The 15,196-nt window shown below is 62.9% G+C and carries 13 protein-coding genes; 3 read left to right on the top strand and 10 right to left on the bottom strand.

Going from position 1 to position 15,196, the window contains the following annotated elements; genetic code table 11:
* Positions 1–257 precede the first annotated feature (257 nt).
* The gene (locus WH265_RS23395) at positions 258–869 is read left to right on the top strand and encodes an OmpW/AlkL family protein (RefSeq protein ID WP_027010866.1); all 612 of its coding nucleotides are present in this window, start codon (positions 258–260) and stop codon (positions 867–869) included.
* Positions 870–967: 98 nt separating this feature from the next.
* Here the strand turns inward: WH265_RS23395 and WH265_RS23390 are convergent, their stop codons facing one another.
* Both WH265_RS23390 and WH265_RS23385 read right to left on the bottom strand, forming a co-directional pair.
* A complete protein-coding gene (locus tag WH265_RS23390) occupies positions 968–2,251 on the bottom strand; it encodes an O-acetylhomoserine aminocarboxypropyltransferase/cysteine synthase family protein (RefSeq protein ID WP_339559824.1) in 1,284 nt (427 codons plus the stop codon).
* A gap of 117 nt (positions 2,252–2,368) precedes the next feature.
* A complete protein-coding gene (locus WH265_RS23385) occupies positions 2,369–3,460 on the bottom strand; it encodes a YeiH family protein (RefSeq protein WP_339559823.1) in 1,092 nt (363 codons plus the stop codon).
* Positions 3,461–3,627: 167 nt separating this feature from the next.
* On the opposite strand from WH265_RS23385, the gene WH265_RS23380 reads away from it, so the two are divergent.
* Positions 3,628–4,527 carry a LysR substrate-binding domain-containing protein gene (locus tag WH265_RS23380; protein ID WP_339559822.1) on the top strand — a complete coding sequence of 300 codons (900 nt, stop codon included), beginning with the start codon at positions 3,628–3,630 and terminating at the stop codon, positions 4,525–4,527.
* A gap of 18 nt (positions 4,528–4,545) precedes the next feature.
* Here the strand turns inward: WH265_RS23380 and WH265_RS23375 are convergent, their stop codons facing one another.
* The 7 genes from WH265_RS23375 to cyoA form a co-directional block, all read right to left on the bottom strand.
* Positions 4,546–5,088 (bottom strand): response regulator transcription factor, encoded by a 543-nt coding sequence (locus WH265_RS23375; RefSeq protein ID WP_021026719.1) that lies wholly within the window; start codon positions 5,086–5,088, stop codon positions 4,546–4,548.
* On the bottom strand, positions 5,051–6,352 hold the full coding sequence (locus WH265_RS23370) for an ATP-binding protein (RefSeq protein ID WP_445228134.1): 1,302 nt from the start codon (positions 6,350–6,352) through the stop codon (positions 5,051–5,053). The genes WH265_RS23375 and WH265_RS23370 overlap by 38 nt, the downstream gene beginning before the upstream one ends.
* Positions 6,353–6,515: 163 nt before the next feature.
* Positions 6,516–7,271: an SURF1 family protein gene (locus WH265_RS23365; protein ID WP_339559827.1), complete on the bottom strand. Its 756-nt coding sequence runs from the start codon at positions 7,269–7,271 to the stop codon at positions 6,516–6,518.
* A 69-nt stretch (positions 7,272–7,340) separates the two neighbouring features.
* Complete coding sequence (gene cyoD / locus WH265_RS23360) at positions 7,341–7,769, bottom strand: cytochrome o ubiquinol oxidase subunit IV (RefSeq protein ID WP_116925060.1); 429 nt, start codon at positions 7,767–7,769, stop codon at positions 7,341–7,343.
* Positions 7,770–8,393: a cytochrome o ubiquinol oxidase subunit III gene (gene cyoC, locus WH265_RS23355; protein WP_021026722.1), complete on the bottom strand. Its 624-nt coding sequence runs from the start codon at positions 8,391–8,393 to the stop codon at positions 7,770–7,772.
* Positions 8,386–10,389 (bottom strand): cytochrome o ubiquinol oxidase subunit I, encoded by a 2,004-nt coding sequence (gene cyoB / locus WH265_RS23350; RefSeq protein ID WP_027010869.1) that lies wholly within the window; start codon positions 10,387–10,389, stop codon positions 8,386–8,388. The genes cyoC and cyoB overlap by 8 nt, the downstream gene beginning before the upstream one ends.
* Positions 10,390–10,419: 30 nt before the next feature.
* On the bottom strand, positions 10,420–11,475 hold the full coding sequence (gene cyoA / locus WH265_RS23345) for a ubiquinol oxidase subunit II (protein WP_021026724.1): 1,056 nt from the start codon (positions 11,473–11,475) through the stop codon (positions 10,420–10,422).
* 187 nt (positions 11,476–11,662) lie between these two features.
* Here cyoA and WH265_RS23340 point away from each other — a divergent pair, with 187 nt between their 5' ends.
* Complete coding sequence (locus tag WH265_RS23340) at positions 11,663–13,015, top strand: MFS transporter (protein ID WP_339559821.1); 1,353 nt, start codon at positions 11,663–11,665, stop codon at positions 13,013–13,015.
* A gap of 134 nt (positions 13,016–13,149) precedes the next feature.
* On the opposite strand, the gene WH265_RS23335 is transcribed toward WH265_RS23340, so the two are convergent.
* A complete protein-coding gene (locus WH265_RS23335) occupies positions 13,150–15,153 on the bottom strand; it encodes a peptidase U32 family protein (RefSeq protein ID WP_339559820.1) in 2,004 nt (667 codons plus the stop codon).
* Positions 15,154–15,196: the final 43 nt, after the last annotated feature.

Genomic DNA, 15,196 nt, shown 5'->3' with positions numbered 1-15,196 from the left:
CGCCCCTCGGGCGCGGCCAGCAAGAAGCAGAAGGCGGCATCGCAACAGCGGGCCGCCGTTTTTGATCGCTTGTTTTGTCTCGTTGATCTGGGTCAGGGCCGTACAGCCCGCTAAAGCAGAAGATGCAGGCATGGACAGCAGAAACTGCTCTGCCGCCTTCAGATACGGCGCTTGGCGCGGGTGGGGGCATGCAGATGCGGCCTGGGTTCAGCTACTTTTCAATCCATGCGAGCAAGCTCGCAGCGAGGGCAATGACGATGAAAAAAATGATGTTGGCAGCGGCAGCTGTATGTGCAATGGCGTCGGGCGCGGCGATGGCACAAGAGGCGCAAAGCCCCTGGCAGGTGCGTGTGCGCGCCGTGCATCTGGACAGCGCCAACAAGGACTCCACCGGCCTGGGTCTGTCGATCAATGACAAGACGATTCCCGAAGTGGATGTGACCTACTTCTTCACGCCCAATATCGCGGCCGAGCTGGTGCTGACCTATCCGCAAAAGCACGATCTGCGCTCGGACGGCGCCAAGATCGGCACGCTCAAGCACCTGCCGCCCAGCCTGCTCGCGCAGTACCACTTCACCAATATGGGCGCCTTCAAGCCCTACCTGGGCGCTGGTGTGAACTACACGCGCTTCTCGAACGTGAACTTTGCGCCCGCCGTCGAGGCCGCGCTCGATCCATCGATCAAGAAGAACAGCTTTGGCCCGGCGCTGCAGATCGGCTTTGACTACATGCTCGACAAGCACTGGTCGATCAACGTGGACGTGAAGAAGGTCTACATCAAGACCGACGTGCGCTCGGCCGGCACCAAGGTGGGCACCTTCAAGGTGGATCCTTGGTTGCTGGGTGTCGGTGTGGGCTACCGTTTCTAAAAGGGGTCTACAACCCGCTCCTGGTGGTTCAGGAGCCAATGAGCACTGTGATTGAGCCGCTTACTGAAAGCGGCTCTTTTTTTATGCGCGACGGCCCCTCAGACCTGGGACAGCGCCTGCTCCAGATCGGCCAGCAGGTCATCGACATGCTCGATGCCAACGGACAGGCGCACCATGCCTTCGCTCACGCCGGCTTTCTCCAGCTCTGCGCTGTCCAATTGGCGGTGCGTGGTCGAAGCCGGGTGCGTGGCCAGCGATTTGGCATCGCCAATATTGACCAGGCGGGTGAACAGCTGCAGCGCATCCAGAAAGCGGGCACCGGCAGCGCGCCCTTCGCCATCGGCGGCGTTGAGGCTGAAGGACAGAATGCCCGAGGCGCGGCCGCCCGACTGCTTTTGCACGGTGGCATGGTCCGGGTGGTCGGGCAGGCCGGCATAGCGCACCCAGGCCACCTTGGGGTGCTTTTGCAGCGTCTCGGCAATCTTTTGCGTGTTCTCGCAGATGCGGTCCATGCGCAGCGCCAGGGTCTCGATGCCTTGCAGGATCTGGAAGGCGTTCTGCGGCGAAATGGCCGCGCCCATATTGCGCAGGGGCACGACGCGCGCGCGGCCGATATAGGCTGCTGGGCCCAGCGCTTCGGTGTAGACCACGCCGTGGTAGCTCACATCGGGCTCGTTCAAGCGCTTGAAGCGCGCCTTGTGCTCGGCCCAGGGGAACGTGCCGCTATCGACGATGGCGCCGCCCACGCTGGTACCATGGCCGCCCAGGTACTTGGTGAGCGAATGCACGACAATGTCGGCGCCATGCTCGATGGGGCGCAGCAGATAGGGCGAGGGCACGGTGTTGTCCACAATCAGCGGCACGCCATGGCGGTGGGCCACATCGGCGAGCGCCCGGATGTCGGTCACGTTGCCCAGCGGGTTGCCGATGGACTCGATGAACACGGCCTTGGTCTTGTCGTCGATCAAGGCGCCAAAGCTGGCCGGGTCGCGCGGATCGGCAAAGCGCACCTCGATGCCTTGCTGCGGAAAGGTATGCGCAAACAGGTTGTAGGTGCCGCCATACAAGGTGCTGGCCGAGACGATGTTGTCGCCCGCTTCGGCCAGGGTCTGGATGGCTGCGGTGATCGCTGCCATGCCCGAGGCCAGCGCCAGCGCGGCAATGCCGCCTTCGAGCGCGGCCACGCGCTTTTCCAGCACATCGGTGGTCGGGTTCATGATGCGGGTGTAGATATTGCCCGGCACCTTCAGGTCAAACAGGTCGGCGCCATGCTGCGCGCTGTCAAAGGCGTAGGCCACCGTTTGGTAGATGGGCACGGCCGCAGCCTTGGTAGTGGGGTCGGGCGAATAGCCTGCGTGAACGGCCAATGTCTCGATGCGCATGGTGTTGGAATCCTTGTTGTTGGCGGAAAGATGCCTGCCCGTTGTAGCAGTTTTGCGCGCCGGGCCAACGATTTTTTGGGTATGAGCTTATGAGGCCGCAGAGGCCTCGTAGCGCCCTCAAATCCAGGTATTGACCGCCAGCCCGCCCAGCACCAGCCAGACAAACAGCACCAGGGCCAGCAGCAAGGGCTTGATGCCCGCAGCCCTCACCGAGCGCACATGGGAAGTGAGGCCCAGGCCCGCCATTGCCATCGTCAGCAGCGCGTTGTCCCCCTGCACGCCGATGGCCAGCGCCTGCGCCGGGATGACACCCAGCGAATGGATGCCCGCGACCGCGACAAAGCCCAAGGCAAACCAGGGAATGGTGATCTGGCGGGCCTGCACGGCGCCGTTGGTGGCGGGCTGCGGGGCCGGTGCATCATTGCCAGGCCGCTTGGCCAGCCACAGCGACAGCGCAATCAGAAACGGGGCCAGCATCATCACCCGCACCATCTTGGCGACCACGGCGGTATCGGCCGCGCTGCTGCTGATGGCGCCGCCCGCAGCGACGACCTGCGCCACCTCATGCACGGTCGAGCCCACCCAGAGGCCATAGCCGGCCTCGCTCATCTGCAGGCTGGGCGCGAGCCACTGGTAGAGCACAGGGTACAAAAAGGTGCCCACGGTGCCAAAGACCACCACGGTGGCGATGGCGACTGCCACATCATCGGCACGTGCCTTGGCCACCGGGGCGGTGGCCAGCACGGCCGCTGCGCCGCAGATGGCGCTGCCGGCGCCCACCAGCATGCTGGTGCGGGCATCCAGACCCAGCCAGCGCTGGCCAAGCCATTGCGCCAGCACAAAGGTGCTGCCGAGCATCAGCGCATCGATCAGCACGCCGCTGGCGCCGACGGCGGCGATGTCCTGGAAGGTCAGGCGCAGGCCATAGAGGATGATGCCCAGGCGCAGCAATTGCTGCTTGGACAGGCCCACCCCCGCAGCGGCCGGCGCCTGCACCCAGCCATAGACGGTATTGCCCACCAGCATGCCGATGACGATGGCCAGCGTGAGCGCGCTCAGCCCATGGTTGCCAAACCAGGGCAGGGCCGCGAGCGTGCTGGCCAACCAGGCAATGGCCGCACACAGCAGCAAGCCTGGTAGCAGGCGTTTGGCGCTGTCGAGCCAGTGGCTGTTGCGCAGTTGGGGGAGGGAGAGGGGGGCGAGTGACATGGCGGTTCCAGTGGCCCTGGCAGGGTCAAAAGCGGTGGCCTGCCGGGCGATATGGAGTCACTATAGAAATTATTCTTATATCTGTATAACTAATTGTTTGGTTAATATCTATCGATAAAATAGGTAGATATTTTTTCATCAACCCAAGCGCCTTGGGCGCCATCTCCATGCTCCATCTCAGCCTGCGCCAGTGGGAGGTTTTCTGCGCCATCGCCCACAGCGGCAGCACCGTCGCTGCAGCGCAGGCCATCGGCCTGTCGCAATCAGCCGTGAGCGCCGCCTTGCAGCAGCTGGAGGCGGGCCTGGGCGCGCAGCTGTTTGCGCGCAGCGGCAAGCGCCTGGTGCTCAATGACCTGGGGCGCAGCCTCTGGCCGCAAGCGCAGGGCTTGCTGGAGCTGGCCTTGCAGCTGGAGCAGGCCACGCAGCAGACCGAGCCGATGGCGCCCGTGGTGCTGCGGCTGGCGGCCAGCACCACGATTGCCAACCATGTGCTGCCGGCCATCCTGGCGGACTTTATGCAGCGCTATGCGCTGGTGCAGTTTGAGGTGGTGATCGGCAATACGCGCGAAGTGGCCGAAGCGGTGGGCCAGGCCAGTGTGGACCTGGGTTTTATCGAAGGGGTGAGCCACTGGCCGGCGCTGGAGGTGCAGCCCTGGCGCGAGGATGAGCTGGTGCTGATTGCCGCGCCTGGCCATGCGTTGGTGGCTGCTGCCGGCCACAGCCCTGTCAGCGCCCAGCAGCTGGGCGCTTGCCGCTGGCTGCTGCGTGAAGAGGGATCGGGTACGCGCGAGGCGGTGGAATTCACCGTGCTGTCCCAGTTGCGGGAATGGCCGATTGCAGCGGTGCTGGGCAGCTCCGAGGCCATTTGCACGGCCGTGGCGCGCGGGGCGGGTATCAGCTGCCTGTCGCGCGTCATTGCCCAGCCCTGGATCGAGCGGGGCGAGCTGGCGGTGCTGCACAGCCTGTTGCCGCCGATGCGGCGCCAGTTTTCGCTGCTGCAGCGCCAGGGCAAGCAGCGGTCACCGGTGCTGCAGGCCTTGGTGCAGGCCTGTATGGATGCTGCCTGAGCCTCTGTGAACAGGCCCCTAGCGAACGTGCTGCTTGTCGAGCTTGCGCGCCAGGGTACGGCGGTGCATGCCCAGGCGGCGCGCGGTCTCGGAGATGTTGAAGCCGGTCTCGGCCAGCGTTTCGTGGATCTTTTCCCACTCCAGCGTCTTGATCGAGGTGGTGGCGGCAGTCAGGTCCACCTCGGTGCTGCCCTCGACCCGGCTGAAGGCCGCCTCGATGTCGTCGGTGTTGGACGGCTTGGCCAGGTAGTGGCAGGCGCCCAGCTTGATGGCTTCGACCGCGGTGGCGATGCTCGCGTAGCCGGTCAGCACCACAATCAGCGCCTCGGGGTTTTGCGCATGCAGCAACTGCACGCAGGACAGGCCCGAGGCGTGGCCGGCGAGCTTCAAGTCCATCACTGCATACTGCGGGCGCTCGGTCTGCAGCAGTTGCGCCACTTCGTCGGCGCTGCTGGCATGCAGCACGCGGTAGCCACGGCGCTCGAAGGAGCGGCGCAGCGTGCGGGCAAAGGCGGCATCGTCTTCAACCAGGAGTAAGAGGCGTTCTTGGGTTGGCGTCATGGTGTGGTTCGTCATCCAGGGCAATGGAGGCCAGCGGCAGGCTGATGCGTACAGCTGCACCGCCGCCCAGGTGCTGCTCGCGGTTGCGGGCCTCGACATGGCCGCCCAGCGAGCGGGCCACATTCATCACCAGAAACAGGCCCAGGCCACCGCCAGGGCGCTGTTTGGTGGACTGGTAGGGCTTGCCCAGATGGGCCAGGATCTCGCTCTTGAAACCCGGGCCGCTGTCGGTCACCTGCAACACCAGCTGGGCATCGTCCTGCGCGGGGCATTCCACCACCAGCTGGACAAAACCCGGCGAGGCCTCCAGCGCATTGTCCAGCACATTGAAAATCATCTGTTGCAACGAGGTATCCGAGATGATCGGAATATCGCGCGCGACCTGCTTGCGGTAGACGAAGTTGCCGGGCTGGCGGTGGCTTTGCCACTGTGCGGCGACCCGGTCCATGAAGGTGACCAAGGTGGTGCTCTGGGGCGCGTCGCCGCGCGTCTCGCCGGCCGACAGCAGCACGCCGGTGACGATGGATTTGCAGCGCTGCACCTGGTGCTCCATCTCGTGCAGGTCCTCCATCAGCTCGCTGTCTTGTGCGATCGAGGGCATGCGCTGCCAGTCACCCAGAATCACTGCCAGCGTTGACAGCGGCGTGCCCAGCTCATGGGCGGCGCCGCTGGCCAGCAGGCCCATGCGCACGATGTGCTCCTCCTCGGCCGCGCGCTGGCGCAGGTCGGCCAGGCGCGCATCGCGCAGCTGCAGGTTGGACATGATGCGGTTGATGAAGGAGACCAGCAAGATCGCATTGAGCCCGAAGCTGATCAGCAGCCCCAGCAGGTAGAGCGCATGCATGGCGCCACTGCGGTGGCTCATGATCTGCAGCGGCTGGTAGAAAAAGGCCAGCGCCACCGCGCAGCAGCCGGTGACCACCACGATGCCCCAGGCGTAGAAGGGCTTGAGCAGCACCGCCCCCAGGGTGACCTGGAGCAGGAACAAGGTGATGAAGGGGTTGTTGGCGCCGCCGCTCAGGTAGAGCTGCAGGCTGAGCGCCCCCACATCGGCCAACAGCGCCACAAACAGGTCGCTGGACGAGATATCGTGCTGGCGCCAGCGCAGCCACCAGACGCAGATCAGGTTGGTGATGACCAGGCCGGCCAGCACGGCAAACATCTCGTACAGCGGCAGGTAGATGTCAAAGCCCCAGCGGACCAGCGAGATGGTGACCACCTGGCCCACCACCGCCAGCCAGCGCAGCTGGATGAGCAGCTGCATGTTCTGGCGGTCGGTGGTGTGGGTGACCTGAAAAGGGGAGGGGATGGACAGTGGCACCGTGCAATTGTGCCGCAGGACTGTGCCGCAGGAATGCGCCGCAGGCGGCAGGCCTTGCGCCTGCCAGTGTTACCGGCGCCGCTAAGCGCCGGTAACTGCACCGTGGCTAACGCGCGCCCTTGCGTTTGCGCAGCACCAGCCAGGTGGCGCCTACCACCATCAGGGCCAGCCCATACCAGGTCAGCGCATAGACCAGGTGGTTGTTGACAAAGCGAACCTGCGTGAGCCCTGCGCGTGGCCACTGCTGGCCTTGCAGGTCGCTGGCGCTGCTGCGCTTTTGCTCGCCCACCAGCTCGGCACTGCCATCGGGCAGGCCTTCGTCGATGAAGAATGGCGCCACCTGAGTCAGGCCCTGGGCCTGTGCAATGGCCTGCACATCGCGCGAGAACCAGCGCTGGGCCTGTGGGTCGTTGTCGCGCAGAAAGCCGCCCTTGGGCTCGGTAGCGCGCAGCAGGCCGGTCACGCTGACCTCGCCCGTGGGCGTCGCGGCTGTCAGCTGCGGGCCGCCTGCCCAGTCGCGGCGCAAGGCGTCGGGCACAAAGCCGCGGTTGACCAGCACCTGGCTGCCATCGGCACGCTGCAGCGGCGTGAGCACCCAAAATCCCGAACCCAGCGCCGTGGTGGCCTGGGTCAGCACGGTCTTGTCCGTCAGCCACTGGCCTTGCAGCTGGCTGGGCTGGTACTCCATGGCCTTGGCATCGAGCTGGGGCCAGCTGGTTATTGCAGGTACGGGCTGGGGCGCGCTGTGCACCCGGCGCTCGACCCGCTCGATGAGGTCGAGCTTCCACTGCAGGCGGTAGACCTGCCAGGTGCCCAAGGCGCAAAAGCCCAAGAACAAGGCGATGCCCACGGTTGCGAGCATCGCCTGAAAAAGTGCGGAATGCCGGGGCTGGCCCTGCGCATTCCGTTGCGTTTCGTTGGTCAAAACAGCTTAGTGGTTGGTGTGGCCTTCGCTGGCAGCAGGTTGCTGCTGGGTCACGGCGGCCGGGTTGTGGTTGTGGCCAGGCATCATGTTGGTGTTCATGTGGTACATGACCCACAAGGTACCGGCCAGGGTCACGGCCACGAACACGATGGTGAAGATGGTGGACATCAGGGTCCAGCCGCCTTCGATCTTGCCGTTCATGTGCAGGAAGTAGACCATGTGCACGATGATCTGCACGACCGCGAAGAAGGCGATCACGACCACGGTGGTGGTGCGGTTCTCGAACACATCACCCATCACCACAGCGAAGGGGATGGCCGTCAGGATGATCGACAGGAAAAAGCCGATCATGTAGCCCGAGAAGGTGCTGTGTGGGCCATCGTCATGACCGTGGTCATCGTGGCCGTGTGCTGCGTGGTTATGTTGTGCGCTCATTTACAGCACTCCCATCAAATATACGAAGGAGAAGACGCCGATCCAGACCACGTCCAAGAAGTGCCAGAACATCGACAGGCACATCAGGCGGCGGTTGTTCTCGCGGGTCAGGCCGTGCTTGCCGATTTGCAGCAGCAGCACCACCAGCCACACCAGACCAAAGGTCACGTGCAGACCGTGGGTGCCCACCAGTGCAAAGAAGGCCGACATCGCAGCGCTGCTCTGCGGGCCGGCGCCCACATGGATCAGGTGGTGGAACTCATAGAGTTCCACGCCCAGGAAACCGGCGCCAAACAGCATGGTGATGATCAGCCAGACGACGGTGCCCTTGACCGAGCCCTTTTGCTTGGCCAGCATGGCAAAGCCGAAGGTGATGGACGACAGCAGCAGCAAGGCGGTGTTGATGGCCACCAGGCTCAGGTCGAACAGCTCGGCGCCACCTGCGCCGCCTGCATAGTTGCGGCCCAGCGCGCCATAGGTGGCGAAGAGGGCAGCAAAGATCAGGCAGTCGCTCATCAGGTAGAGCCAGAAGCCCAGAGCGGTGCCATTTTCAACGTGCGGTTCTTCCTTGAGGAAGTAGTCACGGGTACCGGTCGCGCCGGCGAGGGTGTTGTGATTAGACATGGCGGGCCAACAGTTGGGTACGTTCTTCTTCGGTGGCTGCTACTTCGCTTGCGGGGATGTAGTAGTCACGCTTGTAGTTGAAGGTGTGGATGATCGAGACCAACACGATGCCGGCAAAGCTGATGCCAGCGATCCACCACATGTGCCAGATCATCGCAAAACCAAAGACCAGGGCGATCATCGAGATCACGAAGCCGGCGCCAGTGTTCTTGGGCATGTGGATTTCCACGAAACCGTCGAGCTTGCGCTTGTAGCTGTGCTTCTTCATGTCCCACCAGGCATCGCTGTCATGCACGGCTGGCGTGAAGGCGAAGTTGTACTGGGGTGGAGGCGACGAGGTAGCCCATTCCAGCGTACGGCCGTTCCAGCAGTCACCGGTCACATCACGCAGTTGGTCGCGCTTGAGGTAGCTGACGAACAGTTGGATGAAGAAGCAGGCGATACCCAGCGCGATCAGCACAGCGCCGAAGGCAGCGATGATGAAATAGATCTGCAGCGAGGTGTCTTCGTAGTGGTTGACGCGGCGGGTCACACCCATCAGGCCCAGCACGTACAGCGGCGTGAACGCAACCCAGAAGCCGAAGAACCAGAACCAGAACGATGCCTTGCCCCAGAACTCATCGAGGCGGTAGCCGAAGGCCTTGGGGTACCAGTAGTTGATACCGGCGAACACGGCAAACACGACACCACCAATAATCACGTTGTGGAAGTGGGCGATCAGGAACAGCGAGTTGTGCAGCACGAAGTCAGCAGGCGGCACGGCCAGCAGCACACCGGTCATACCACCGATGGTGAAGGTCAGCATGAAGCCCACGGTCCACAGCATAGGCACGGTGAACTTGATGCGGCCACGGTACATCGTGAACAGCCAGTTGAAGATCTTGGCGCCGGTCGGGATCGAGATGATCATCGTCGTGATGCCGAAGAACGAGTTCACGCTGGCGCCCGAGCCCATGGTGAAGAAGTGGTGCAGCCACACCAGCCAGGACAGGATGGTGATACACACGGTCGCATACACCATCGAGGTGTAGCCGAACAGGCGCTTGCGCGAGAAGGTCGCAACGATTTCAGAGAACACGCCGAACGCAGGCAGGATCAGGATGTAGACCTCTGGGTGGCCCCAGATCCAGATCAGGTTCACGTACAGCATGGGGTTGCCGCCCAGCTCGTTGGTGAAGAAGTTGGTGCCGACGTAGCGGTCCAGGGTCATCAGCACCAGCACAGCGGTCAGGATCGGGAAGGAGGCCACGATCAGCGCGTTGGTGCACAGCGAGGTCCAGGTGAAGATAGGCATCTTCATCAGGTTCATGCCAGGCGCGCGCATCTTGATGATGGTCACGATCAGGTTGATACCGGACAAGGTCGTCCCGACCCCGGCAATCTGCAGCGCCCAGATGTAGTAATCCAGACCCACGCCCGGGTGGTACTCGCCCAGACCCGACAGTGCCAGCCAGCCCAGGGTGGAGAACTCACCGACGAACAGCGAGGCCATCACCAGCACGGCGCCGGAGGTGGTCATCCAGAAGCTGAAGTTGTTCAGGAACGGGAAGGCCACGTCACGCGCACCGATTTGCAGCGGCACCAGATAGTTCATCAGGCCGGTCACAAAAGGCATGGCCACGAAGAAGATCATGATCACGCCGTGGGCGGTGAAGATCTGGTCGTAGTGGTGCGGGGGCAGGTAGCCCATCGATTCACCGGCGGCCAGCGCCTGCTGGCCACGCATCATGATCGCGTCGGCAAAGCCGCGCAGGAACATGACCAGGCCCAGGATCATGTACATGATCCCGATGTTCTTGTGGTCGATGGAGCAGATCCAGTTCTTCCACAGCGGACCCCAAAGCTTGAACTTGGTGATACCGGCGACGACCACGAGGCCGCCCAGGACCACGGCGATGAAGGTCCACAACACGATGGGCTCATGCACCATCGGTATGTCATTCCATGTCAGCCGCCCGAGGAGCGGGTCATGGCTTACGTTTGTAGCTACGGACATATTGAGTCTCTTTGAAAATTCTCGATGGGGTTACTGCGCCACGGGGGTGCCAGGCGCTGGCTCGCCCAGGGAGGCGACCACGGCAGGGGCGTTGGCCACCGTGCACACGTCGTCCTCAGGGATCAGCGAAACACTCTTGCCTGCAGCTGCACGGGCCTTCATGTTGGCCATCGCATCCTTGGCCATGATTTCGTCCATGCACATCTTGCCCGCTTCAACGCAGCGGTTGAGCACGGCGTGGTACAGGGTGCTGTCAACGGTGCTGAACAGGCGCACAGGATCGCGCTCGCTGGGCTTTTCCAGCTTCACGTATTCCGCACGGTCCAGGGTCGCGCCTTCGGTCTTGGCCTTTTGCACCCAGGCGTCGAAGTCGCCATTGCTCAGGCCGTGGAACTTGAAGGTCATGCCGGCAAAGCCCGAGCCGCTGTAGTGCGAGCTCATGCCCTTGTACACGCCAGGCTTGTTGATCACGGCGTTCAACTGTGTCTGCATCGATGGCATGGCATAGATCATGCCGGCCAGGTCAGGCACGTAGAAGGCGTTCATCGTCGTGGTCGAGGTCAGCTTGAAGCGGATCGGACGGTCCACGGGCGCGGCCAGCTCGTTGATGGTGGCAATGCCTTGCTCGGGGTAGATGAACAGCCACTTCCAGTCCATGGCCACCACTTCGACTTCCAGCGGCTTGACGTCCGCAGCCAGAGGGCGGTTGGCGTCAATGCGGTCCAGAGGACGGTAGGGGTCAAGTTTGTGGGTGTAGATCCAGGTCAGCGCGCCCAGCGCGATGATGATCAGCAGCGGAACGGACCAGATCACCAGCTCCAGCACCGTGGAGTGGTGCCATTCTGGATCGTAGTCGGCGGGCTCATTGCTTTCGCGGTACTTGAACGCGAACAAGAGGATCAGCACGATCACCGGAACGATGATGATCAGCATCAGCAACGTGGCGATGATCACCAAATTGCCGGACTGCGCCGCCACGTCACCCGCAGGGTTGAGAACGACGGTGTTACAGCCTGCAAGGCTGGCGGCAACCAGTAACGCCGCAACGAGCCGTGAGGGCCCGTGAAGTTTTTTCAGATCAGGCATGCGAAAGGGCACGGCAAGCGCGCTTAGGTATAAACATGGATTGCAAAATCCCCCCAAATGTAAATGCTAGAGGCAGGCCTGTCGATTGGACATTTTGTCCTACGCCCTCTCAGAAAGTACCCAGCTAGGCTCCTGGTAAAGGTACGGTCTCAGCAGGCCGGTAACAGCTTGAGGAAGGAGCTTTTGTATGAGTAGTCTCGGTTACACAGCATCTCCTGTCGGCGGCACCCCCGGTGCTGATCCCCATTCCCGTGCCCATTCTGAAGAAGATGTAACACCTGGCGAGATCGCGGTCGGGGTGATTATCGGCCGTTCGTCAGAGTATTTTGATTTTTTCGTATTTGGCATAGCGGCGGTCTTGGTCTTTCCAAGCGTCTTTTTTCCCAACTTTTCGCAGCTCAATGGCACGTTGCTGTCATTTGCGGTCTTCTCCATCGCTTTTGTCGCCAGACCGGTCGGCACCGCCATCTCGATGGCCATCCAGCGCCGCTGGGGACGTGCCGCCAAAATGACAGTGGCCCTGTTTTTGCTGGGTGTCTCCACGGTCGGTATCGCCTTTTTACCCGGGTATGAGATTCTCGGCCGCACCGCCATCTGGCTTCTGGCGCTGTTCCGCTTTGCCCAGGGCCTGGCACTGGGCGGCTCCTGGGATGGCCTGCCGTCACTGCTGGCGATGAACGCGCCGAGCAACCGCCGAGGCTGGTACGCGATGATCGGCCAGCTGGGTGCGCCACTGGGCTTTGTGCTGGCCGCCGGCCTGTTCGCCTACCTGTACAGCGCGCTGTCCAAGGCCGAGTTCCTCAGCTTTGGCTGGCGCTACCCGTTCTATGTCGCCTTTGCGGTGAACGTGGTGGCCCTGTTTGCCCGGCTGCAGTTGGTGCTGGGCCAGACCTACACCCAGGCGATGCAGGAGCGCGAGCTCGAACCCGTCAGCGTCACCCGCCTGATCGACGAGGAGGGCAGCCATGTGGCGATCGGCGCCTTTGCCGCGCTGGCCAGCTTTGCGCTGTTCCACCTGGTCACCGTGTTTCCGCTGTCCTGGATTTCGCTCTATTCGGACCAGCCCATCACCCATGTGCTGGGGGTGCAGATTCTGGGGGCCTTCTGCGCGGCGCTGGCGATTGTGGCCTCGGGCAAGCTGGCAGACAGTTTTGGCCGGCGTAACACCCTGGGCGCGATGGCGGTGCTGATTGCACTGTTCAGCCTGGCCACGCCCAAGCTGCTGTCCAGCGGCGTGACCGGTAACAACATCTTCATCATCGTCGGCTTTGTGCTGCTGGGCCTGTCCTACGGCCAGTCGTCCGGCACGGTCACCGCCAACTTCTCGCCGCGCTTCCGCTACACCGGTGCTGCGCTGTCCACCGACATGGCCTGGCTGGTGGGCGCGGCCTTTGCACCGCTGGTGGCACTGGGCTTGTCGGCCAAGTTCGGCCTGATCGCTGTCTGCCTCTATCTGCTGTCGGGTGCCGTCTGTACCTTGGCGGCCCTGGGCATCAACCGTGCACTGGAGTCGCGCGAAAGCGCCGAGGCCAGCACCTGACCGGTTTTATCAAGGGACTGTCCATTGCGGACAGCCGGGACGAAGGATTGACCTGAGCTCCTGGGCCTTGGTGAAAAAAAAGCTGCAGAGCTTGGCTTCTGCAGCTTTTTTCTTGGTGCGGGCGGATCGCCCGCTCAAGTACGCACCACCGCAGGCCGGGTGCGGTAGAACTGCATCGGGAACTCCTGCATCTCCTTGGCATGCTGGTTGATGACCGAGCGCTTCATCTTGCCGACCACATGCATCTCGCAGGGCTTGCAGTCAAAGCGCAGGGTCAGCTTTTCCTTGCCATTGATCAGCTGCAGCGGCTCGGCCTTGATGGTGCCCTTGACGCCGATGACGCCCTTGGCCTGCTTGGGGCACAGGCTCATCGAGAAGCGCACGCAGTGCTTGGTGATCATCAGCGAGACTTCGCCTTCCTCTTCCTTGCTCTCGTAGGCCGCGTCGATCACCTTGACGCCATGCTTCACATAGAAGTCATGCGCTTTCTGGTTGAACACATTGGACAGGTAAGTCAGCGTGTCTTCCGGGAAGGGCGCAGGCGGCTCCACTGGCAGCGCGCGCGGCAGGCGCACAAAGCCGGCCTCGCGGGCGGCTTCGAGCGCAGCCACAGCGTCGCGGCGCAGTTGGTTCAGTGCAGAGGCGGGGATGAACCAGGGCTGGTCCAGCTGCAGGCTGATGTCATGCACCGAGAAAATCGTGGTGCCAAAGCGGCCCAGCTGGTCGCGCAGGCTCGCTTCGGCCCGCTCGCTGTCGGTGGCGGCTTGGTGCGGCTGCACCAGGCTGGCGCTGCCGACAAAGCCGTCATCATCGGTCAGGGTCAGCGCAAAGCCATCCGGGGTCTGGCCGAGCTGGGCCCAGAGGCCAATGCGGCGCTCGCTGGACTTTTTATCCAGGGTGCGCACCCAGGCCATGTCACGGTTGCGGTTCACTTCCAGGCCCTTGCGCAGGTCCTTGAAGCCGGCGATCGGGTCCTTGGGGAACACGCGCCACAGCGATTTCTTCGCATCCACCGATTCGGCGCGGTTGATCTGCATGCCGACCAGCTCTTTTTGCAGATCGTAGTAGCACAGGCCATCGCCGTTGTGCAGCACGGTGTCGCGGCTGGAGGCCTCGAGCTCGACAAAGTTCTCGCCCACCTTGGTGACCCAGCCGATCGCGCGGCCCGGGGTCTTGGGGGTGTCGAAGGCGCCGATATCGTCCTTGCGTCCATTGACAAAGTAATCGGTGAACTCGCGGTTGAAGTTCTGGTCCGGATCGGGCATGAAGCTGAAGCTGGTGCGGCCAGAAGACGAGCGCGCCAGCGGCGCCTCGGAGAACTCGCGCTCTTCGATGATCTCGTCGAGCAGCTTGCGGTAGTGGGCCGTGATGTTCTTCACATAGCCCATGTCCTTGTAGCGCCCCTCGATCTTGAAGCTGCGCACCCCTGCATCGATCAGCGCGCGCAGGTTGTCGCTCTGGTTGTTGTCCTTCATCGAGAGCACATGCTTTTCATGCGCAATGATGCGGCCCTGGGCGTCCAGCACCTCGTAGGGCAGGCGGCAGGCCTGGTTGCAATCGCCCCGGTTGGCGCTGCGGCCGGTGTGGGCGTGGGTGATGTAACACTGGCCCGAATAGGCCACGCACAGGGCGCCATGCACAAAGAACTCAATCGTCGTGCGGGCCGGGTCGGTCGCGGCACGCACGGCGGCAATCTGTTTCAGATCCAGCTCGCGTGCCACCACGATCTGCGACAGGCCGGCATCCTGCAGAAAGCGGGCTTTCTCAGGCGTGCGGATATCGCTTTGGGTCGAGGCATGCAACTGGATCGGCGGCAGGTCCAGCTCCAGCAGGCCCATGTCCTGGATGATCAGCGCGTCAGCCCCGGCTTCGTAGACCTGCCAGGCCATCTGGCGCGCGCCTTCCAACTCATCGTCGCGCAAGATGGTGTTGAGCGTGATGAAGATGCGGCTGCCAAAGCGGTGCGCGTGTTTGATCAGGCGCTCCAGGTCCCGGATGTCATTGCCCGCCGTCGCGCGCGCGCCAAAGGCCGGCCCTCCGATATAGACGGCATCGGCGCCATGGTTGATCGCTTCAATCCCGATATCGGCATCGCGGGCCGGGGAGAGCAGTTCGAGCTGGTGGGGCAGGAGGGACATAGGGCCAGGATTATCTCAGGTCGCTGCAGGAGGGCCGCTGCGC

Source organism: Comamonas sp. MYb396 (assembly GCF_037479555.1).
GTDB lineage: Bacteria > Pseudomonadota > Gammaproteobacteria > Burkholderiales > Burkholderiaceae_C > Comamonas.
The sequence above is the reverse complement of the archived record's forward strand: the minus strand, read 5'-3'. Positions and strand labels throughout refer to the sequence as shown.